This window comes from Erwinia sp. TECH1, from assembly GCF_054057575.1.
On record NZ_JBSRZK010000001.1, the window covers coordinates 3465447 to 3485750 of the forward strand.

The following is a 20304-nucleotide window of genomic DNA, read 5'->3' on the forward strand; positions in this document are numbered from 1 at the left end:
AGAAAATATCAGGCGCTCTGCGCAAAGGCAACCTGCCGCAGCGGCGTATCGCCTTTATAAAGGCGCGCCTGTTGCAGGCCAACAAAAAGACGCTCGCCGCGGATCGGCGCGGTTTGCTCGCCTTCCATCACTACGGTGATCGGTTCATGCTGCTCACCCCAGCCCGTGGGCTGCGCCACCAGCTGCCAGTAGTGGCCGCGCGGGCTGACTTCCAGCACCTGCACCGGCAGCGGCGTTTCCAGGCTGCTCTGGCGGCTGACGTCGATTTCCCACGGGCGCAGGAACAGTTCGACCGCACCCTGGTGCGCTGGCGCATAGCCCAGTGGCCAGCGATGCGCGCCGACATGGAACTGCGAACCGTGCACTTCAGCATCAAAGCGGTTCACTTCGCCCAGGAATTCCAGCACGAAACGGGTGGCCGGATCGCGCCATACTTCATCCGGCGCGCCAGCCTGCTCGATATTGCCCTGGCTCATCACCACCACGCGATCGGCGACTTCCATCGCCTCTTCCTGATCGTGGGTAACAAAGACGCTGGTGAACTTCAGCTCTTCGTGCAGCTGTCGCAGCCAGCGGCGCAGCTCTTTACGCACCTGCGCATCCAGCGCGCCAAAGGGTTCATCAAGCAGCAGAATTTGCGGATCGACCGCCAGCGCACGCGCCAGCGCCACCCGCTGTTTCTGACCGCCGGAAAGCTGTGCCGGGAAACGCCCGGCCAGATGTCCCAGCTGCACCATCTCCAGCAGGCGCGTGACTTTTTCTTTAATGGCCGCCGCAGAAGGACGCTCGCGGCGCGGCAGCACCGTCAGTCCAAACGCGATATTGTCGAATACCGTCATATGGCGAAACAGCGCATAGTGCTGGAATACAAAGCCGACGCGACGGTCGCGGGCGTGCAGCCGCGTCACATCGTTGCCGTGAAAGCTCAGACGGCCGCTGTTCTGGCTCTCCAGACCGGCGATAATACGCAGCAGCGTGGTTTTCCCGGAGCCGGACGGGCCCAGCAGCGCCACCATCTGACCAGAAGGGATATCCAGCGAAATATCGTTCAGCACTTTAGTCCGGCCAAAGGATTTGTTGATGTTACTGATTTCAATGCTCATTGTTCCCCCTCCCGTTGCGCGCGGCGTTCTAAACGCCATTGCAGCGCGCTTTTCAGAAACAGCGTGACTATCGCCATCAGGGTCAGCAGCGCGGCGGCGGTAAAAGCGCCCACGCTGTTGTAGTCCTGATGCAGCAATTCTACCTGTAGCGGCAGCGTGTAGGTTTCGCCGCGAATCGATCCCGAAACCACCGAAACCGCGCCAAACTCGCCAATCGCGCGCGCGTTAGTTAATACCAGGCCGTACAGCAGCGCCCAGCGGATATTTGGCAGCGTAACGCGCCAGAACATCTTCCAGCCGGAGGCGCCAAGCAGCACCGCGGCTTCATCTTCGCTGCTGCCCTGGCTCAGCATCACCGGCACCAGTTCGCGCACCACAAACGGACAGGTCACGAAGATAGTGACCATCGCCATACCCGGCCAGGAGAACATCAGCTGAATGCTGTGCTCGTCCAGCCAGCCGCCCGCCGGGCCGTTTACGCCCCAGAACAGCAGATACATCAGCCCCGCCACCACCGGCGACACGGCAAAAGGAATATCAAACAGCGTCAGCAGCAGCTGGCGGCCGGGAAAGGTGAAGCGCGTCACCAGCCAGGCCAGCAGCGTGCCGAACACCAGGTTAACCGGCACGGTGATCAGCGCCATCAGCACGGTCAGCCAGATGGCGTGCAGCATGTCGCCATCTTTCAGGTTGCTGAACATCGCCGTCACGCCGTCGGAAAAGGCGCTGGCGAAAATAGCGATAAGCGGCACCACCAGCAGGCCGAGCGAGACGATCATGCCCGTGGCGATCAGCAGCCATTTGCCCCAGCGCGGACGCTCGCGTCCAACGTGATTCAGTTCGGTAACGTCAGCCATTATTGACCTCCAAGACGACGGCCAAAGCGGCTTTGTAGAGTGTTAATCGCAAACAGCAGCAGCAGCGAGGCGGCCAGGATCACCGAAGCGATGGCGCTGGCGGCCGGATAGTCGAACTCCTGCAGACGCACGAAAATCATCAGCGAGGTCACCTCGGTTTTCCAGGCGATATTACCGGCAATAAAGATCACCGCGCCGAACTCGCCCAGGCTGCGGGTAAAAGAGAGCGCCGTGCCGGCCAGCAGCGCCGGGCCAACTTCCGGCAGCACCACGCGGCGGAAGCTCTGAAACGGCGTGGCGCCGAGGGTTTCCGCCGCCTCTTCATATTCCGGGCCAAGCTCTTCCAGCACCGGCTGCACCGTGCGCACCACGAAAGGAATGCTGGTAAAGGCCATCGCCACGGCGATCCCCAGCCAGGTGTAGGAAACTTTAATATCGAACTGCGCCAGCCACTGCCCGTACCAGCCGTTCACGGAAAAAAGCCCGGCCAGCGTCAGGCCTGCTACCGCCGTCGGCAGCGCAAAAGGCAGATCCATTAAGCCATCCAGCAGCGCGCGCCCCGGAAAACGGTAGCGCGTCAGGATCCAGGCCATCAGCATGCCGAAAAAGGCGTTAAACACCGAGGCGACGCCCGCCGACAGCAGCGTCACCTTATAGGCGGCAATCATCTGGGGATTGGTTACCACATCCCAGTACTGTGCCAGCGTCATCTCAGACAGCTGCATCAGCAGCGCGCTGATCGGCAACAGCAGGATCAGACAGGTAAAAAACAGACTACTGCCCAGGCTCAGTCCAAAGCCGGGCAGCACGCGCTTACTTTTAGTGGCAAACATTACTCACGTCCCGCTGCTAACAACTTATCCAGTTCGCCACCGCTGGCGAACTGCGTTTTCATGACCTGCTCCCAGCTGCCGAATACCTGTTCCACGCGGAACAAATCGACGGCCGGAAAGCGCTGCCGCTGCTGCGCCATCAGCTCAGGATTATTTACGCGGTAATAATATTGAGTGATGATTTTCTGCGCCGCAGGCGTGTAGAGATAGTTCAGGTACGCTTTGGCCGCTTTTTCCGTATGGTTGGCCGCCACGTTTTTATCGATCCATGTGACCGGGAATTCCGCCAGCACGTTGCTGTGCGGGACAATCACCTCAAAATCCTGCTGCGGGTACTGATTACGGATGGTATTCACTTCCGACTCAAAACTGATCAGCACGTCGCCAAGCCCGCGCTCGACGAAAGTGGTGGTCGCGCCGCGCCCGCCGGTATCAAAAACCTCGACGTTTTTAAGGAACTGCGCCATAAACCGTTCGGTTTTTGCTTTGTCGTGTCCGTCCGCTTTATCCGCCGCGCCCCACGCCGCCAGCCAGGTATAACGACCATTGCCGGAGGTTTTTGGATTAGGAAATATCAGCTTTACGTCGCTTTTGACCAGGTCGCGCCAGTCATGGATCTGCTTTGGATTGCCCTTGCGCACCAGAAAAGCCATGGTGGAATAGAAAGGCGAGCTGTTGTTGGGCAAACGCTGCTGCCAGTCCGCCGGAATGAGGTTGCCGCGATCGTGCAGGATCTGCACGTCGGTCAACTGGTTATAGGTTACGACATCGGCTTTCAGGCCCTGCAAAATGGCCAGCGCCTGTTTGGACGACCCGGCGTGTGACTGCCTGATCGTCAGCTTGTCGCCGCCGTTTTGCTGCGCCCAACGCTGTTCAAAAGGCGTGTTCAGGGCCGCAAACAGTTCGCGTGAGACATCATAAGAGCTGTTCAGCAGCTCTGTCGCCTGGGCTGACCCGGCCAGCAGCAGCAGAACGGCGCCGCTACAGATTTTTTTCAGTGTGGTCATGCTGTTCATCCCGGAATGATGGCCCGTCTCACGGCCTGAGAGGGTTCAGTTTATTTATAACCACACGAAAAGGAGTAACTGTTTTATATACCGTTTGGTGATTTGGAAGTTTAAAAAGCTATAAGCGGGCGGGACAGGTTATGCAGCGGGCAGAAATAGAAAGCCTGTTTGAAGCAACGATCGCGCAAGGGGAACACCATGTCCAGGGAACTGTCGCGGATACGCCGGGCGGCGTGTGCTGGCTGCGCGCGTGGAACGATCGGGAAAGGGACAGCAAGCGCAATGACTATCCCGATCTGTTTCGGATAACGGTAGCGGCGGCTATCTGTCCTGTGACACACAGCCGCAGGCCAATCAGCGGCGCCAGACGATCTGGCTTACCTGCCATTTCTTCAGCGTATCATCAGACGGCAACAGCCCTTCCGGCCCGTGCCATTCGCCGGTAAAGACGTAGCTGATATGCTGGCTGTCCGGCGCGCGGCACTCTACTCCCTTGCCGCCAGCCGCCTTCTGACAGGCACCGAAAGCGCGGCTATAGAGGTCGCTAAAAGGCGTGCCGATCTTCACACCAGAGGTAGTCTGGATGCTGTCATCCATCACCCGCACCTCGCTGACGCTGGTTTCGCCCGTGATTTCCAGCTTCACCTCTTTGCCGTCGAGCGCCTGGAAGAAGGTGATAACCTTGCCGTTTTCGCCGCGCATCCCTTTACGTATCTGATAGTCGTCGTTCAGCGCTTCGCCAACCGCCTGCTCGTTCATCGCGGTCGCGCCGTTCAGGCCGCCAACGCCCTGCTCGCTGACCTCAGTAGCAGAACCGAACCAGTGCCAGGGCGAGAGGCTGGACCAGGAATAGGTCAGCGGGTTCCACCAGGTGGCCCCGTGAGTGGCCGGTGCGGCGTCGCCGGAACTGGCGCAGCCAGCCAGCATAACGGCCGCGGCCAGGGCTAAAGGACGAACGGTTTTCATGAAAACTCCTGACAAAAAGAGAGGCGGCTGCCATAGCACAACGCCTTTTACGGCAGCCCCAAAGAAAGGTTGGAGTACGGATCGGCAGAAAAGTTTATTCGAGGTGCTGCTCTGGCGCAAAACAGTCGCGCAGCCGCGCGCTGAAGGCAAACCAGCCCAGCGCCAGCAGATCGAAACCGGTAAACAGGATCATCCACGGCGACAGCGTGTCCTCGCCCAGCCAGAGGCTGGCGAACTGCACGCAGAGCATCACGGCCAGCGACAGGCAGAGTACCCAGCGCCACGCCTGCCAGAGCCGCGGCAGACGCTGGCGATAGCCGGTCAGCAGCAGCCCTACCGCCGCAGGCACGCCCAGCGCAATGCCCGTCCAGAACGCGCGCGTATCCGGATAGAACAGCGCCAACAGCGCCGTGCCCTGATCGCGAGAGGCACCGGCCATAATAAACAGTAGCCAGGTGCGCGCCTGCAGCAGCAGCACGCCCCAGAAGGCCAGCGGCAGCTTCAGCTGGCCTTTGGCATCGTAGTCGTCGGGCGTGTAGAGGCACATGGCGGAACGGTCGGCTGGCTTAATATTCGCGGTCTTCAATCAGGCGCTTACCAAGTAACATGCTGTCCTGCGTCTCGTAGTCCAGCTTTTCATAGAAACCCAACACCGCGTCGTTCTCTTCCCGCACCATCACGTTGATTTTCGGACAGCCGCGCGCAATCAGCTTTTTTTCAAGCCGGTTGATCAGCGCATTGGCGAAGCCACGGCCCTGATAGTCGGGATGCACGCCCAGATAGTAGGCTGAACCGCGATGGCCATCATAACCGCCCATCAGCGTACCGACCACGGCGCCACCGACCACCGCCACCAGAAACAGGTCGGGATCGTGATTAAGTTTGCGCTCAATATCCATTTCCGGATCGTTCCACGGGCGCAGCAGATCGCAGCGTTCCCACAGGGTGATCACTTCTTCAAAATCGTCCTGGCTAAATACGCGAATTTCCATAGCGTTGTCCCAGATGTTAACCACAATTCGCTGATTATCGCGGTTTCTTTCGCGGGCGCAACCCTCCGAAGAGATAATTGCCTGAAAGTGGCAGAAAGCGGCTACATAATCCCCAGATAGCGCGCGATCGCTTTTCCAGCTGGCTGCACGAGCAGTGAATTTACGCTGCCGTTAGCGGCCTGAAATAAAAAGTAAAACGTTGAAATAGTTCCAGCCTCGCTGTCGTCTTATTGTTACGATATAACAGTAAGCACTTTGCGCCCTGAGGATGTTGTAATGAAAAAGTTTGGCCCGATGACCCCGCTTACTTCCCGCCGTCAGCTGCTGCTTTCCGGCCTGGCGCTGGCGCTGCTGGGCGGCAGTGCCGCCAGGGCAAAAGAAGCACCGCTTAAAACAGCATCCGCGCACGGGGCCACGCCGCCTAAAGCAAAGGGTAAAAGGATTGTGATGATCGATCCCGGCCACGGCGGCATCGATTCTGGCGCGGTAGGTGAAGAAGGTTCGGAAGAAAAACACGTGGTGCTGGAGATAGCCGGACATATCCGTCAGATGCTGAGCGATCATCCTCATATCGAGGCGCGACTGACGCGGGATAACGATCGCTTTATCCCGCTGGGCGAGCGCGTGGAAATTGCACACCAGCACGGCGCCGATCTTTTTATGTCGATACACGCCGACGGTTTTACCAGCCCCGATGCCAACGGCGCTTCGGTTTTCGCCCTTTCTAACCGTGGTGCCAGCAGCCGAATGGCCCGCTATCTGTCCGAGCGCGAAAACGCTGCCGATGCCGTGGGCGGCGTCAAGGTAGCGCAAAAGGATCACTATCTACAGCAGGTGCTGTTTGATTTGGTGCAGACCGATACGATTAAAAATAGCCTGACGCTGGGCAAGCACGTGCTGAGCCAGATCCGGCCGATTCACCATTTGCACAGTCAGCATCCCGAGCAGGCCGCTTTTGCCGTGCTGAAATCGCCTTCTATCCCTTCGGTGCTGGTGGAAACCTCTTTTATTACCAACCCCGCCGAAGAGCGCTTGCTGGGCACCACCGCTTTCCGTCGGAAAATCGCCGGCGCTATAGTGGATGGCGTTATCAGCTATTTTAATGAGTTCGATGCCAACAACCGCCGCCCCGGCTAGGGCATTTTGACGTATACTTCGCGCGTCATTTTACAGTCAGGCAAAACCATGAATACACCCGATATCGCCCTGGTAAAGCAGTTTCTGCTCAGGTTACAGGACACAATCTGTCAGCAGCTGGCGCAGGCTGACGGCAAGGCGCAGTTTGCGGAAGACAGCTGGACGCGCGAAGGCGGCGGCGGCGGCAGAAGCCGCGTGCTGCGCAACGGCGCGGTGTTTGAACAGGCTGGCGTTAACTTTTCTCATGTGCACGGCGACCAGATGCCCGCCTCCGCCACCGCGCACCGGCCGGAGCTGGCCGGCCGCAGTTTTGAAGCGATGGGCGTATCGCTGGTGATCCATCCGTCCAATCCTTACGTGCCCACCAGCCACGCCAACGTGCGCTTTTTTATTGCCGAAAAGCCGGGCGCCGACCCGGTATGGTGGTTCGGCGGCGGTTTCGATATGACGCCTTACTATGGCTTTACGGAAGACGCGGTGCACTGGCATCAAACCGCGGCCGATCTCTGTCAGCCCTTTGGCGAAGAGGTCTATCCACGCTACAAAAAGTGGTGTGACGACTATTTCTTTATTAAACACCGTAACGAGCAGCGCGGCATCGGCGGCCTGTTTTTTGACGATTTGAACACGCCGGATTTTGACCACTGTTTTCGCTTTATGCAGGCGGTCGGCGAAGGCTTCCTCAACGCTTATTTGCCGATAGTGGCGCGGCGCAAAACGCTGCCGTGGGGCGAGCGCGAGCGCCAGTTCCAGCTTTACCGCCGTGGCCGCTATGTGGAGTTCAACCTGGTGTGGGATCGCGGCACGCTGTTTGGTCTGCAGACCGGCGGCCGTACCGAATCCATTCTGATGTCGATGCCGCCGCTGGTACGCTGGGAATACGACTACCAGCCGCAGCCGGGCACGCCGGAAGCCGCGCTGTACACCGATTTCCTGCCGGTTAAAGCCTGGATTTAACATTGATATAGCGAGCCGGAAGCCGCCGCTCGCTATTTTTCCCCTCGCCTTCCCCAAAAATGTAGCAGCCAGTGCTGCCGCCTGCCGTAATCCTGAAGAAGTGCTACACTTTCAGGTACCGCGTTTTACCAGCCATTGGGCTAACCCATTGCAACAATCAGAGAAAACGCATTCCCATTACAGGACGTCTGATGCAATGTTTGGCCTGAGAATAATCCACCGCGTCGGAAGCCGGCCCTGCGTAAATGCACAGGATTGCGGCCCGGTTCGTTCGCTATTGGGCTTTGTAGCCCGGCGACAGCCGATGTTCCGGCACGGTCATCATTAGTTTTGCAGATTGCCCATCAAGGAGCCATGAGATGAACCAGCTAGACGCACTGAAACAATACACCACCGTGGTGGCGGACAGTGGCGATATCGAATCTATTCGTAATTATCACCCTGAAGATGCCACCACCAACCCATCTCTGATCCTGAAAGCCTCCAGCCTCGACTCTTACAAGCACCTGATCACCGACGCTATCGACTACGCCAAAAAACAGGGCGGCAGCAAAGAGACGCAAATCATCAACGCCAGCGACAAAGTCAACGTCAACCTCGGTATGGAAATCCTGAAAAGCGTGCCTGGCCGCGTTTCTACCGAGGTGGACGCTCGCCTGTCGTTTGACCGCGGCATGTGCGTGACCAAAGCCGAGAAGCTGGTGAGAATGTACGAAGACAACGGTATCGACCGTTCACGTATTCTGATCAAGCTCGCTTCCACCTGGGAAGGCATCCGCGCGGCGGAAGAGCTAGAGAAAAACGGCATCAACTGTAACCTGACGCTGCTGTTCTCCTTTGCCCAGGCGCGCGCCTGTGCGGAAGCGGGCGTGTTCCTGATTTCGCCGTTTGTCGGCCGTATCTACGACTGGTACAACACCCGCAAGCCGCTTGACCCTTATGTGGTGGATGAAGATCCAGGCGTGGTTTCCGTTCGTAAAATCTACGAGTACTACAAGCAGCACCGCTATAACACTATCATCATGGGAGCCAGCTTCCGTAAAACGGAACAAATCATCGCGCTGGCGGGCTGCGATCGCCTGACTATTTCACCAAACCTGCTGGAAGAGCTGCAGGCCAGCGACGCGCCGGTTGAGCGCAAGCTGACGCCGTCAACTGAAGCTTTCCACCAGCCTGCTCCGCTTTCTGAATCGGAGTTCCGCTGGGAGCACAATCAGGATCCTATGGCGGTAGAAAAACTGGCCGAAGGTATCCGCCAGTTTGCCGTTGACCAACAGCACCTGGAAGACGTGCTGGCCGCTAAGCTGTAATTTCGTTCACGGGCCTCCCCGACGCGCGTCGGGGAAAGTCGCCCGACGTTTATTTGCCCAGTTCGTCCCCCCAAAAATATCAGGGAGAAAAATATGTCTTCACGTAGAGAGTTGGCTAATGCAATCCGTGCGCTGAGTATGGATGCGGTGCAAAAAGCCAAATCGGGTCACCCAGGCGCCCCAATGGGCATGGCAGATATTGCAGAAGTGCTGTGGCGCGACTTTTTGCATCACAACCCGACTAACCCTGCCTGGGCCGATCGCGACCGTTTTATCCTTTCCAACGGTCACGGCTCCATGCTGCTGTACAGCCTGCTGCACCTGAGCGGCTATGACCTGCCGATTGAAGAACTGAAAAACTTCCGCCAGCTGCATTCCAAAACGCCGGGCCACCCGGAAATCGGCTACACGCCAGGCGTGGAAACCACTACCGGCCCGCTGGGTCAGGGTCTGGCCAACGCCGTGGGTCTGGCGATTGCCGAACGCACGCTGGCCGCGCAGTTTAACCGTCCCGATCATGAGATCGTCGATCACCATACCTATGTGTTTATGGGCGACGGCTGCCTGATGGAAGGTATCTCGCATGAAGTTTGCTCGCTGGCCGGCACGCTGGGCCTTGGCAAGCTGATCGGTTTCTACGATCACAACGGCATTTCGATCGACGGCGAAGTGGAAGGCTGGTTCAGCGATGATACCGCCAAGCGTTTTGAAGCCTACAACTGGCATGTGATCAGCGAAGTAGACGGTCACGACGCCGAAGCGGTAGCGAAAGCGATCAAAGAAGCGCAGAGCGTGACCGATAAGCCTTCTCTGATCATCTGCCGTACCATTATCGGCTACGGTTCGCCAAACAAAGCCGGTAAAGAAGAAGCGCACGGGCGCGGCGCTGGGCGATGAAGAGATCGCACTGACCCGCAAACAGCTGGGCTGGAACTATCCGCCGTTCGAAATCCCGCAGGAAATTTACGCACAGTGGGATGCCAAAGAAGCGGGCCAGCAGTATGAGAAAGCATGGAACGACAAGTTCGCAGCTTATAAAGCGGCTTATCCGGAACTGGCGAAAGAGTACGCTCGTCGTATGGATGGCGGCATGCCGGAAAACTGGCAGCAGGAAACGCAGAAGTTTATCGAAGAGCTGCAGGCTAATCCGGCGAAAATCGCCAGCCGTAAAGCTTCCCAGAACTCGCTGGAAGCCTATGGCAAGCTGCTGCCGGAATTCCTGGGCGGTTCCGCTGACCTGGCGCCAAGCAACCTGACTATCTGGTCCGGTTCCAAATCGATTAAAGACGACCTGGCGGGTAACTATATCCACTACGGCGTGCGCGAATTCGGTATGACCGCTATCGCTAACGGCATCGCGCATCACGGCGGCTTTGTGCCTTACACCGCTACCTTCCTGATGTTCGTCGAGTATGCGCGTAACGCCGTGCGTATGGCGGCGCTGATGAAGGCGCGTCAGATCCTGGTCTACACACACGACTCCATCGGTCTGGGCGAAGATGGCCCGACGCACCAGCCGGTTGAGCAGATCGCCAGCCTGCGCGTTACGCCAAACATGAGCGTCTGGCGTCCTTGCGATCAGGTAGAAACCGCCGTGGCCTGGAAACACGCGATTGAGCGCCACCACGGCCCGACCGCGCTGATCCTTTCCCGTCAGAACCTGGCGCAGCCGGAGCGTACCAAAGAGCAGCTGGAAAACATCTCTCGCGGTGCCTACGTGCTGAAAGATAGCGAAGGCACGCCGGAAGTGATCCTGATCGCAACCGGTTCTGAAGTGGAAATCACGCTGGGCGCGGCAGCAAAACTGACCGCCAACGGCCATAAAGTTCGCGTGGTGTCTATGCCTTCAACCGACCTGTTTGATAAGCAGGATCTGGCCTATCGCGAATCGGTGCTGCCTTCCGGCGTTACCGCTCGCGTGGCGGTGGAAGCGGGCATCGCAGACTACTGGTATAAGTATGTCGGCCTGAACGGCGCGATTGTCGGGATGACCACCTTTGGTGAGTCCGCACCGGCAGAGAAGCTGTTTAACGAGTTTGGCTTCACGGTGGAAAACATCGTCAGCCATGCAGAAAAACTGCTGAAGCCTCACTAAGCCTGTTCTCCTGCCCGCCCCTGGCGGGCAGGAGTCTCACCGCCCAGCCTGATACCAAACAGATTTTCCCCTTCGCGATGCTGATACCAGGCGTAGCCGCCGTGCAGTTCCGCAATAGCTTTAACCAGCGCCAGACCCAGTCCCGATCCCACGCTGTTGCGCGCCTCGTCTCCGCGCCAGAAGCGCTCAAATAATTTTTCCGTCTCCGCCAAAGGCTCACCCTTATTACCCACGGCTATATCGACAGCTTCTCCTGTCGCCTCGGTTTTTATGCGAACCAGCGTGTTTTCCGGCGCGTGGCGAACGGCATTGGTAATCAGATTAACCAGCGCCCGCTGAAACAGCATTTTATCGGCCTGAATATCGCCTTCCGCCTCCAGCGCAAAACGTAGCCCTTTTTCTTCCGCCAGCGGCTCCAGAAAATCGGTGATATTTTCCAGCGTGTCGGGCAGCGAAAAAACCTCTTTTCTGAGCGCCACGTTGTGGTGATCGGCTCTGGCCAGGAACAGAATGTTGTCGGTCAGGCGAGAGAGATTCTCCAGCTCTTCGATATTTCCTTCCAGCAGCTGCTGGTACGCTTCCGGCGTGCGCTCCTGCCCCAGCGCGACCTGATTCTGGCTGAGCATCACGTTGACCGGCGTGCGGAGCTCATGCGCCAGATCGTCGGCAAATCGGGTCAGCCGGGTAAAATCGTGCGCCAGGCGGCTGCGCATCACGTTAAGCGCCTCGCCCAGCGGCAGCAGCTCGCGGGGCAAAGTATTCAGCGGAACGCTGTCAGAAAGCCTGTCGGCGTGTGTGGCCGCGGTGATTTTGCTGAGCGCGCCTATGGCTCTTAGTCCCCGCCGGATCAGCAGAGGACTCAGGATAGCCCCAAGCATCAGCGCAGCCAGGCACACCAGCAGGCTTTCCTGGCGATACTGCTCCAGCATTTTGGCTCTTTCGCGCGCCAGCCGCGCTACCGTCAGCGTCACCGCGCCGCCGTTCGATTCGCCTTGCAGACTGAGAATGGTTAGCTCTTCACCTTCTTTGGTGCGCTGTCGGCGAAGCACGCCCGGCTGGTTTTCTGCGGTCAGCGCCGCCAGCCCAATGCCCGTCTGGTTAATCGTCACGTCCGGCCCCGCAGCCTGACGGATCAGCAGGATATCCTGCTGCGTGTCCACCATGCGGCTGAAATAAAGCGGCAGCATTTCCGGCTTCGCGCCATCCTGCAACAGCTGGCGCAGCTGAAGCGCCCGATTAATCAGCGTGCGATCGTCACGCCAGATCAGCTCGTGGCGTAACGCGCCGTAAAGCGTCAGCGTGATGCCGCCGCAGGCCGCCGCCATAATCAGCACAAAAATGATCGTGAGTCGGGCCGTCAGCGAGATCTTACGCATGCGGTTCTCCCGGCTCAGCCAGCCGGTATCCCATCCCGCGCACGGTGTCGATCAGTTTCGGCTCGTAGGGGTCGTCTATCTTGCGACGCAAACGGCGGATGGCTACGTCAACCGTGTTCGTTTCGCTGTCAAAATTAATGCCCCAGACCTCGCTGGCGATCAGCGTTCTCGGCACTATTTCTCCGCGTCGGCTGGCAAGCAGCCACAGCAGCGCGAATTCTCTACGGGTCAGTGCGACCGATTCGCCCTGCCGGCTGGCCGTCTGCCGCACCGAATCCATGACCAGATCGCCAACCGTCAGCACCGCTTGTGTAGGGTGATTCTGGCGCAGCTGCGCTCTGATGCGGGCCAGCAGCTCGGCAAAAGAGAAAGGTTTGACCAGGTAATCATTGGCGCCCAGCTCCAGCCCTTTAACGCGATCGTTTACCGAATCTCTTGCCGTCAGGCAAATTACCGGCGTGGCGCGGGCGGTACGTAGCGAGCGTAATACCTGCCATCCGTCCATGCCGGGCAGCATGATATCCAGCACGATAAGCGCATAGTTCTGGCTCAGGGCCAGGTGCAGTCCGTCGCGGCCGTCGGTGACGCTGTCCACCACAAATCCGGCTTCGCGCAGGCCCTGACAAAGCCAGTCGCTGGCTTTCTGGTTATCTTCAATCAGCAATAGTTTCATAAGCACAAGTCTGCCACGAGGCGGAAATTTTGTCCCCGAACTTCAGCCAATCTGACATTTTTGTCATGCTCGCGTCAGGTTGTTTCCCTTTGTTCTACGTTATAAAGAGGCATATTCAAACAGGAGAAGTGATGATGAAACAGTATTTCAACGCGGCAGCGCTGGCGCTGGCCCTTACCGCTTCTGCCTCCGCGATGGCCGCAGAGCAGAATCTTTTAAGCGTACACGTGCTGAACCAGCAAACTGGCAAACCGGCATCGAATGTGGAAGTTACGCTGGAGCAGAAACAGGACGCGGGCTGGAAATTCCTTAACAAGGCCAGCACCGATAAGGATGGACGTATTAAACAGTTCTGGCCTGCGCAGCCTGCAGCCACCGGCGATTACCGCGTCGTATTTAAAACCGGACGCTATTTTAGCGAGCAAAAGCAGGAGAGCTTCTTCCCGGAGATCCCGGTAGAGTTTCATATCAGCAACACGGCCGAGCATTATCATGTGCCGCTGCTGCTTAGCCAGTACGGCTACTCAACCTATCGCGGCAGCTGATCGCGTAAACGGGCGCCTCACCGGGCTGGGGCGCCGTGAATCAGGTAAAAGCTTTGCGCTTTTCTACGCCGTTCAGGAAAGCATACTCAATGAAGCCTTTTCACTCCGTAGACGCCTGCTCTGGCGCAGGCGGCATATCCCTTTTGCTGGTCCAGAGCGTCGGCCAGTCGTCGCTGCCGTGCCAGGCATCGCAGGTTCCCTCTTCCGCATATTCTGTCAGCACAAACTCGCGCCCGTCATACTGCCAGCGGGTAGCCGTACCGCAGTCGCCAAGGCCTCTTCCTTTGCCAAACGTCAGCAGCTCGCCGCGGCTGGCATCATAATCGGCATTGATCAGCTCCAGCTTTTTTTCTCCATGACGCGGCGGCGTAAAAGGCAGCGTCAGGGTCAATCCTCTGGCCATATAGGGCTGGCTGCGGGTGACCTCGAAAGCAAGATCGATAACGTTATAGGCACCCATTTCACAGCTGACCAGCAACAGGGCTTTTTTATCGTTCAGCGGCGCGACGCTGACCTGGCGACGCTGAGGATCCAACGAGCAGCGATCGGTATTGACGCGCCAGGTGCCGTAATCCAGCAGGCCGGTAGTTTCTTCACGCGTCAGGGCGGGCGGCACCGGTTGCAGACGGGGAGCTTCGGGGAAATCGGGCGGTGGCGGCACGTCCATTGCCGGACGTTCACCCTTTTTAATCCAGGCGCTCATGCCGTTGACCCGCCCCTGGATATCATCCATCAGCAGCAGCGCCGCTTTCAGGCCGTGCAGCGAGATAGTGGCGCGCGGCCGATAAAGCAGTTGTAGATTATCAGCGTCCATCACCAGCGACAGAAACTCATTGATGGAGATAGCATGGCCGGTAGAAAGGTGATGCGGCTGAACCTCCCAATGTTTTAAATCGGGCTTCAGCCGCTGGCCGTCCAGCAGCAGATTGTCCTGCAAAGGCGCGCCGCTCAGCTTGCCGGTATAGCGACTGCCGTAATCAATACGCAGAAAGGGCCGATCGTTAACGCCGGCATGACGGCTGATGGTCATCACCAGCCCGTTGACGCCCGGCACGCTCCGGGCCACGCAGTAGTTCTGGTTATTACAGGTTATCTGCCAGTCAGAAAAGGTTTTTTGCAGGGGTTCGGCATGCAGTCCGGCGGCAAAAAACAGCAGCGCCAAAGGTAACTTTATCCAATAATGCATCGATACCCGTATCCCCGAATGACAGTTAAGCAGTAAGCATAGCGTAGCGGTTACCGCTCGGCACAATTAAATCAGCCGCAGCGCATTAAAAGAATAATTACCCGCTTTAATTATATTGAACTTTATGTGCAGGCGGCTCAATCAGATAAATCGGACAAGGAAAAAAGCGCCGCAGGACCGTCAAAAAATCGCTTATTATCAGATGAAAATAAAGTTTTTTTGTTTAGAAAGGATTAAAACTGCGGTAATAGTGTGAGCTTCATCACCTTTTGCACCCGGCGCGGCAAAGCCTGTGCGGCGGCTGCAAGCTGTCCGAATAAGATTGTTAAGCCTGAAATTTCATCATATAAGCAGATAGTTCTGATGCCAGCCTGAATAGCCTGCTCAGAGGCACATGCAAAAAGTTTATTCTCCTCCCTGTTTAGCTTATATTTATGCCATCGTCTGCGAAGATATTAAATAAATAATTAACTGAAGTTAACCCGCAAAAACTAAGGTTAATATTTGCGGATTATTTTATTTATTGACCCGGACGCTCTTATCTTATTAAGACCAGCTGTTAATCATCAGTCCGTCATTTTTAACCCAGCGTTAACCAACCTTCAATCAGCGCATACTGGAGCAGCATCACCGTTTTAGCATCTTTAATCTGCCCTGTTTTCACCCTGCTCCAGGCATCGGGAAAGCTCAGCTCCATCACGTCAATATCTTCATCGTCAACGCCGCCGCCTGCCGTGGCCCGCAGCGAGTCGTTATACTCTGCGGCAAAAAAATGCAGCCGTTCGGTTACGCCTCCTGGCGACATATACAGATCGTAAAGCTTGACCACTTCTCCCACTTCATAGCCGGTTTCCTCAACCGCTTCCTTACGGATACAGACTTCCGGCGAATCATCGTCCAGCAAGCCGGCGCAGGTTTCGATCAGCAGGCCGCTGTCGTTGCCGTTCAGCCAGGTGGCGATACGAAACTGACGGGTCAGGACCACGCTGTTTTTTTCACGGTTGTAAAGCAGGATGGTGGCGCCGTCGCCGCGATCGTAAACTTCGCGCTTATGACGCAGGGTTTCCCCATTTTTCGTCGTAAGGTCATAGGTGAAGTTGCGCAGCAGGAACCAATTTTCCGACAGGATTTTATCTTTGATCACTTCGACTTTGACTGACATACAGGCTCCGTTGCCTTTAGCGGAAGTGAGCCATCATAAGGCCTGCCCTGGGGGAAAACTATCAGCGGACATAAAAAAGGCGGCCACCGGGGCCGCCTTTTACTGCTGCTTCAGCTTCAGCGCGACGTCTCTTCCGCCACGTGATCGTGCTCGGTCTGCGCGATTTGGTTAGCGCGTTTACGCACGCCGAACCAGCCCAGCACCAGCACGACGGCGATCAGCGGCACGGCGGCGATAGTGTAGGTGCCGTTCGGGTAGTCAAACGCCATCAGCACCAGCACGCTGGCCAGGAACAGCAGCGTCAGCCAGGACGTAAACGGCGCCCACGGCAGCTTAAAGCTGACGTCTTCCGCGCGGCCTTCTTTAATCGCCTTACGCAGACGCATCTGGCAAACCACGATAAAGGCCCAGGAAGAGATAATCCCTAAGGAAGCGATATTCAGTACGATTTCGAACACGCGCGAAGGCACGATATAGTTCAGCCAGACGCCCACGATATAGACGGCTATGGTGACCAGGATGCCCATATAAGGCACCTGTTGACCGCTCATTTTAGAGAGGAACTTTGGTGCCGATCCGCCCATAGACATCGAGCGCAGAATACGGCCGGTAGAATAGAGGCCAGAGTTCAGGCTGGAGAGCGCCGCGCTGAGCACCACGATATTCATGATGCTGCCGATATAGGGCACGCCCAGCTTCGAGAAGAAGGTAACAAACGGGCTTTGACCCGCCTGATAGGCGTTCCACGGCAGCAGCAGCACCAGCAACACCACGGAGCCGACATAGAACAGGCCGATACGCCAGATCACGCTGTTGATCGCTTTCGGCAGCATGGTCTTCGGATCTTTACACTCTCCCGCCGCCGTGCCAACCAGCTCGATAGAGGCGAAGGCGAAAACGACGCCCTGCACCAGCACCAGCGCAGGCAGCAAACCGTGCGGGAAGAAGCCGCCGTTATCGGTAATCAAGTGGAAGCCGGTGGCGTTGCCGTCCAGCGGCTTGCCGCTGCCAAGAAACACCACGCCCACAATCAGGAAAAGCGCGATAGCCAGCACCTTCACCAGCGCAAACCAGAACTCCATTTCGGCAAACCATTTTACGCCGATCATGTTCATGGTACCGACGATAGCCAGCGCGCCCAGCGCGAATACCCACTGCGGCACATCACCAAACGCGCCCCAGTAGTGCATATAAAGCGCTACGGCGGTGATATCCACGATCCCGGTCATCGCCCAGTTAACAAAGTACATCCAGCCTGCAACGTACGAGGCTTTTTCGCCCAGGAATTCACGTGCGTAAGAAACGAAGCTGCCGCTGGAAGGACGATGTAAAACCAGCTCGCCCAACGCGCGGAGTATAAAGAAAGAGAAGATGCCGCATACCAGGTAGACGATAGCCAGCGCCGGACCGGCAATTTGCAATCGCGCGCCCGCACCCAGGAACAGGCCGGTACCAATAGCCCCGCCGATAGCAATCATCTGCACATGGCGATTGTCCATCGCTTTGTGATAGCCGGAATCATGAGAATTTAACCAACGTCTTCTTGCGGCGCGCTTGTCTGCTACCGCTTTTTTATCAGCTTTCATTTTCTTTCCTAATTATCCTGTCCACAGTGATACGGCTACCATTCCCGGGCGACCTGATTTCTGTTGCGCTAACCAAACGATTGCGTTGCCCGCAGGCGTTCGGGCGTTTTCCCCTCTTCCTGTAGTTATTGTGTTGACGGAAGCGGGAAAATCACGGCGATGCATCCTAACCGTTCTGTAAAGCCGACGCAAAAAATCTGTAGGCGAAATCGTGAGGTTTTGTGACTTCCATCAGAGGAGGCAAAAAAAAACCGACCGCTTAAGACGGTCGGTTCTCCAACAGGGAAAGGCTACATGGGACAGGACAGGTTCTAGCGGTAAATCTCGGCGTTGCCGCTCCACAGGCTGGAGTCGCCGGGGGTGTCGGCACGGATCACGCGATAGTGGCTGGCACCCATTTCTTCGGCTTTTTGCGCCAGCTGCGCGGTGGCGTCATCCAGCGAGCCGGTCACGCCGGTCACGGAAACCGTGCCCATTTGTTGCAGGTTTTGACTCTGTTCAGTGCTGACCTGGGTGGCGGCCAGCGTTGAAAATGAGGTGGCGGCCAGAATGGCAGCGGCAATCGTTGCAGGCAGTTTATTCATAGTTAGCTCCTTATCCGGATTAGCGGATAGCATGATTCGGGATACGGCGTTAACTATGACGGATGAGGTGCAAAGCAGGGTAAGCGCGCGGTAAAAGCGTTAAAGGAATGTGGGCGTGACAAACATTTATCCCAAGAAGCGTCAATAAAAGTTACTTTTTCTGCATGATGTAACTTTATATTAATGCGCAGCGTAATTTTATGACGACTTTTTAACTCTACCCGCCGCCGCGTCTGGCTTCAAGTGCGCAACCGCACACTTTTGATCTTTCGCAAAGCGCTGGCGTTCATGCGCTGCACCGCGCGAGGAAAAGCTTATACTGCGACAGGCCTTATCTGGCTGACGCTGGCCGATGACGCTATCCGCGGCGTTAACGCCCTTTACGGGAGCATTGCATGTTAAAACGTTCCGTTACCCGCAGCCTGGCTCGCGCGCTGTTCGCTATCGTGCTGCTGGCCGTGTGCTGTTCTTTTCTGGCGCTGCTGACGCTTTCAGCCAGCCTGCGCGATGCCGAGGCGCTCAATATGGCCGGTTCGCTGCGCATGCAGAGCTACCGCCTGGCGCTGGATGCCGCAACCCGCTCGCCCTCGCTGGACAGCGATATCCTCAGCTATCAGCAGTCGCTTCAGGCGCCGGTGCTGCTTTCGCTACAGCATGCCTGGGTGCCAAACAATGTTAAAGCGCGCTATCACGAAATGCTGACGGCCTGGCAAAAGCTACAGCCCGAGCTGACCAGGGACGATGGTCAGCGCTTCCGGCAGCATGTCTCGCACTATGTCGCGCAGATAGATCGATTTGTGCTTGCCCTGCAGCGCTGGGCGGAGCTGAAAATGAAACTGGTGGCAGGCGCCTGCCTGCTGGGCTTTATTGCCATTGCCCTGCTGGCGAAAGCCTTTGCCCGCATGTCGGGCGATTTAGAAAAACAGTATCTGTGGCTTGAACAGGCGGTCAAAGAGCGAACCGGCGATCTGCGCCAGGCGAATCGCCGCCTGAAACTGCTTTATCGCTGCTCCGAGATGCTGCGCGGACACGATAAGGCCTATGCGCAGGTGCTTGAGCTGGCGAAAGAGCATGAAAATCTGCCGATTATCGCTCTGGACGTGGCGCCTCGCTGGCAGCTGACCGCTGGCGAAGAGGATAAACGTCTCGCCTGGCACAGCCTGCCGCTGGAGCAGACGCAAGGCGGGGTGCTGCGCTGGCAGGCAAGTGACAGCGAACCCTCGCTGATGCAGGGGCTGGCGACGATGCTGGGCCGCTCGTTACAGCTGGACGACGCTGAAGAAAAAGGCCGCCATTTGCTGCTGATGGAAGAGCGCGCCACTATCGCCAGAGAGCTACACGATTCCCTGGCGCAGTCGCTGGTTTACCTGCGCATTCAGCTGGCACGGCTGAAGCGCGTGGTCGACAAAGAGACGCCGCCGGCAGCTATCGTCGGCGAAATCGACGTGGCGCTGGCCGAAGCCAATCGCCAGCTGCGCGAACTGCTGACCACTTTTCGCCTGTCGGTGGAGCCAGCCGATCTCACTACCGCGCTGGAACAGGTCGTCGCGCAGCTTAACCGGCAAACGGAAGCGGATATTAAGCTTATCAGCGAGGCGCGGCAGCAGCGTTTGAATGCGCAACAGCAGGTACACGTTTTACAAATCGTCCGGGAAGCGCTGCTCAACGCTCTCCGCCACGCGCGCGCCAGCGACATTGCGGTACGCGTTACGCAGTCGGCCGCCGATTTGCTGCATATTGAGGTCAGCGATAACGGCCAGGGATTTTGTCTGGCCGATGCCAAACCCGGCCACTACGGTTTGGCTATAATGCAGGAGCGCGCAAAAAGTCTGAACGCGCAGCTGGAAATTACCCCGCAAGCGCAAGGCGGCACGCGGGTGCTCCTCCGTTTTATACCGGACAAAAGCTAAGGCGCACGGCGCTGAAATTTTGCAT

The 20304-nt window shown here is 57.3% G+C and carries 18 protein-coding genes and 1 pseudogene; 6 read left to right on the forward strand and 13 right to left on the reverse strand.

Annotation, left to right across the window (positions count from 1 at the left end):
- Positions 1-8: 8 nt before the first annotated feature.
- From cysA to ACVWZ0_RS16280, 7 genes are all read right to left on the reverse strand, one after another.
- Complete coding sequence (cysA, locus tag ACVWZ0_RS16250; protein WP_253459460.1) at positions 9-1103, reverse strand: sulfate/thiosulfate ABC transporter ATP-binding protein CysA; 1095 nt, start codon at positions 1101-1103, stop codon at positions 9-11.
- A complete protein-coding gene (gene cysW, locus ACVWZ0_RS16255; protein ID WP_253459457.1) occupies positions 1100-1960 on the reverse strand; it encodes a sulfate/thiosulfate ABC transporter permease CysW in 861 nt (286 codons plus the stop codon). The genes cysA and cysW overlap by 4 nt, the downstream gene beginning before the upstream one ends.
- Positions 1960-2793: a sulfate/thiosulfate ABC transporter permease CysT gene (gene cysT, locus ACVWZ0_RS16260; RefSeq protein WP_253459455.1), complete on the reverse strand. Its 834-nt coding sequence runs from the start codon at positions 2791-2793 to the stop codon at positions 1960-1962. Before cysT ends, cysW begins: the two co-directional genes overlap by 1 nt.
- Positions 2793-3809, reverse strand: a complete 1017-nt coding sequence (locus ACVWZ0_RS16265; RefSeq protein ID WP_253459453.1) for a sulfate ABC transporter substrate-binding protein — start codon at positions 3807-3809, stop codon at positions 2793-2795. Before ACVWZ0_RS16265 ends, cysT begins: the two co-directional genes overlap by 1 nt.
- A 345-nt stretch (positions 3810-4154) precedes the next feature.
- Positions 4155-4766, reverse strand: coding sequence for an RpoE-regulated lipoprotein (locus ACVWZ0_RS16270; RefSeq protein ID WP_253459451.1), 612 nt, complete (start codon positions 4764-4766; stop codon positions 4155-4157).
- Between the two features lie 94 nt (positions 4767-4860).
- Complete coding sequence (locus ACVWZ0_RS16275) at positions 4861-5313, reverse strand: DUF2919 domain-containing protein (RefSeq protein WP_253461253.1); 453 nt, start codon at positions 5311-5313, stop codon at positions 4861-4863.
- Between the two features lie 19 nt (positions 5314-5332).
- Entirely contained in the window at positions 5333-5758 is a 426-nt protein-coding gene (locus tag ACVWZ0_RS16280) for a GNAT family acetyltransferase (protein ID WP_125289591.1), read from the reverse strand.
- Between the two features lie 276 nt (positions 5759-6034).
- On the opposite strand from ACVWZ0_RS16280, the gene amiA reads away from it, so the two are divergent.
- The 4 genes and pseudogenes from amiA (at position 6035) to tkt (ending at position 11257) form a co-directional block, all read left to right on the forward strand.
- On the forward strand, positions 6035-6895 hold the full coding sequence (amiA, locus tag ACVWZ0_RS16285) for an N-acetylmuramoyl-L-alanine amidase AmiA (RefSeq protein ID WP_253459449.1): 861 nt from the start codon (positions 6035-6037) through the stop codon (positions 6893-6895).
- A 48-nt stretch (positions 6896-6943) separates the two neighbouring features.
- Positions 6944-7852 carry an oxygen-dependent coproporphyrinogen oxidase gene (hemF, locus tag ACVWZ0_RS16290; RefSeq protein WP_253459447.1) on the forward strand — a complete coding sequence of 303 codons (909 nt, stop codon included), beginning with the start codon at positions 6944-6946 and terminating at the stop codon, positions 7850-7852.
- A gap of 359 nt (positions 7853-8211) precedes the next feature.
- Positions 8212-9162 carry a transaldolase gene (gene tal, locus ACVWZ0_RS16295; RefSeq protein ID WP_253459445.1) on the forward strand — a complete coding sequence of 317 codons (951 nt, stop codon included), beginning with the start codon at positions 8212-8214 and terminating at the stop codon, positions 9160-9162.
- A gap of 93 nt (positions 9163-9255) precedes the next feature.
- Positions 9256-11257 (forward strand): annotated as a pseudogene (tkt, locus tag ACVWZ0_RS16300) (transketolase).
- Here the strand turns inward: tkt and ACVWZ0_RS16305 are convergent.
- Together ACVWZ0_RS16305 and hprR are read right to left on the reverse strand one after the other, a co-directional pair.
- Positions 11254-12633 carry a heavy metal sensor histidine kinase gene (locus ACVWZ0_RS16305; RefSeq protein ID WP_253459441.1) on the reverse strand — a complete coding sequence of 460 codons (1380 nt, stop codon included), beginning with the start codon at positions 12631-12633 and terminating at the stop codon, positions 11254-11256. The pseudogene tkt and the gene ACVWZ0_RS16305 overlap by 4 nt on opposite strands.
- On the reverse strand, positions 12626-13306 hold the full coding sequence (gene hprR / locus ACVWZ0_RS16310; protein ID WP_253459439.1) for a response regulator transcription factor HprR: 681 nt from the start codon (positions 13304-13306) through the stop codon (positions 12626-12628). Before hprR ends, ACVWZ0_RS16305 begins: the two co-directional genes overlap by 8 nt.
- 134 nt (positions 13307-13440) lie before the next feature.
- Between hprR and hiuH the strand changes: the two genes are divergently transcribed.
- Positions 13441-13851, forward strand: a complete 411-nt coding sequence (hiuH, locus tag ACVWZ0_RS16315) for a hydroxyisourate hydrolase (RefSeq protein ID WP_253461251.1) — start codon at positions 13441-13443, stop codon at positions 13849-13851.
- A 100-nt stretch (positions 13852-13951) separates the two neighbouring features.
- Here the strand turns inward: hiuH and ACVWZ0_RS16320 are convergent, their stop codons facing one another.
- The 4 genes from ACVWZ0_RS16320 to ACVWZ0_RS16335 form a co-directional block, all read right to left on the reverse strand.
- Positions 13952-15037, reverse strand: a complete 1086-nt coding sequence (locus tag ACVWZ0_RS16320) for a DUF1176 domain-containing protein (RefSeq protein WP_253459437.1) — start codon at positions 15035-15037, stop codon at positions 13952-13954.
- Positions 15038-15617: 580 nt separating this feature from the next.
- The gene (gene nudK, locus ACVWZ0_RS16325; RefSeq protein ID WP_253459435.1) at positions 15618-16199 is read right to left on the reverse strand and encodes a GDP-mannose pyrophosphatase NudK; all 582 of its coding nucleotides are present in this window, start codon (positions 16197-16199) and stop codon (positions 15618-15620) included.
- 116 nt (positions 16200-16315) lie between these two features.
- Positions 16316-17785, reverse strand: a complete 1470-nt coding sequence (ansP, locus tag ACVWZ0_RS16330; RefSeq protein WP_253459433.1) for an L-asparagine permease — start codon at positions 17783-17785, stop codon at positions 16316-16318.
- Between the two features lie 311 nt (positions 17786-18096).
- Entirely contained in the window at positions 18097-18369 is a 273-nt protein-coding gene (locus ACVWZ0_RS16335; RefSeq protein WP_125289577.1) for a YdgH/BhsA/McbA-like domain containing protein, read from the reverse strand.
- A gap of 395 nt (positions 18370-18764) precedes the next feature.
- Here ACVWZ0_RS16335 and ACVWZ0_RS16340 point away from each other — a divergent pair, with 395 nt between their 5' ends.
- Positions 18765-20279, forward strand: coding sequence for a type IV pili methyl-accepting chemotaxis transducer N-terminal domain-containing protein (locus ACVWZ0_RS16340; protein WP_253459431.1), 1515 nt, complete (start codon positions 18765-18767; stop codon positions 20277-20279).
- Positions 20280-20304: the final 25 nt, after the last annotated feature.

What these genes read in the sequence shown, in the direction of transcription:
- cysA (WP_253459460.1), bottom strand. Translation starts at nt 1,103, where the DNA reads ATGAGCATTGAAATCAGTAACATCAACAAATCCTTTGGCCGGACTAAA.
- cysW (WP_253459457.1), bottom strand. Translation starts at nt 1,960, where the DNA reads ATGGCTGACGTTACCGAACTGAATCACGTTGGACGCGAGCGTCCGCGC.
- cysT (WP_253459455.1), bottom strand. Translation starts at nt 2,793, where the DNA reads ATGTTTGCCACTAAAAGTAAGCGCGTGCTGCCCGGCTTTGGACTGAGC.
- ACVWZ0_RS16265 (WP_253459453.1), bottom strand. Translation starts at nt 3,809, where the DNA reads ATGAACAGCATGACCACACTGAAAAAAATCTGTAGCGGCGCCGTTCTG.
- ACVWZ0_RS16270 (WP_253459451.1), bottom strand. Translation starts at nt 4,766, where the DNA reads ATGAAAACCGTTCGTCCTTTAGCCCTGGCCGCGGCCGTTATGCTGGCT.
- ACVWZ0_RS16275 (WP_253461253.1), bottom strand. Translation starts at nt 5,313, where the DNA reads ATGTGCCTCTACACGCCCGACGACTACGATGCCAAAGGCCAGCTGAAG.
- ACVWZ0_RS16280 (WP_125289591.1), bottom strand. Translation starts at nt 5,758, where the DNA reads ATGGAAATTCGCGTATTTAGCCAGGACGATTTTGAAGAAGTGATCACC.
- amiA (WP_253459449.1), top strand. Translation starts at nt 6,035, where the DNA reads ATGAAAAAGTTTGGCCCGATGACCCCGCTTACTTCCCGCCGTCAGCTG.
- hemF (WP_253459447.1), top strand. Translation starts at nt 6,944, where the DNA reads ATGAATACACCCGATATCGCCCTGGTAAAGCAGTTTCTGCTCAGGTTA.
- tal (WP_253459445.1), top strand. Translation starts at nt 8,212, where the DNA reads ATGAACCAGCTAGACGCACTGAAACAATACACCACCGTGGTGGCGGAC.
- ACVWZ0_RS16305 (WP_253459441.1), bottom strand. Translation starts at nt 12,633, where the DNA reads ATGCGTAAGATCTCGCTGACGGCCCGACTCACGATCATTTTTGTGCTG.
- hprR (WP_253459439.1), bottom strand. Translation starts at nt 13,306, where the DNA reads ATGAAACTATTGCTGATTGAAGATAACCAGAAAGCCAGCGACTGGCTT.
- hiuH (WP_253461251.1), top strand. Translation starts at nt 13,441, where the DNA reads ATGAAACAGTATTTCAACGCGGCAGCGCTGGCGCTGGCCCTTACCGCT.
- ACVWZ0_RS16320 (WP_253459437.1), bottom strand. Translation starts at nt 15,037, where the DNA reads ATGCATTATTGGATAAAGTTACCTTTGGCGCTGCTGTTTTTTGCCGCC.
- nudK (WP_253459435.1), bottom strand. Translation starts at nt 16,199, where the DNA reads ATGTCAGTCAAAGTCGAAGTGATCAAAGATAAAATCCTGTCGGAAAAT.
- ansP (WP_253459433.1), bottom strand. Translation starts at nt 17,785, where the DNA reads ATGAAAGCTGATAAAAAAGCGGTAGCAGACAAGCGCGCCGCAAGAAGA.
- ACVWZ0_RS16335 (WP_125289577.1), bottom strand. Translation starts at nt 18,369, where the DNA reads ATGAATAAACTGCCTGCAACGATTGCCGCTGCCATTCTGGCCGCCACC.
- ACVWZ0_RS16340 (WP_253459431.1), top strand. Translation starts at nt 18,765, where the DNA reads ATGTTAAAACGTTCCGTTACCCGCAGCCTGGCTCGCGCGCTGTTCGCT.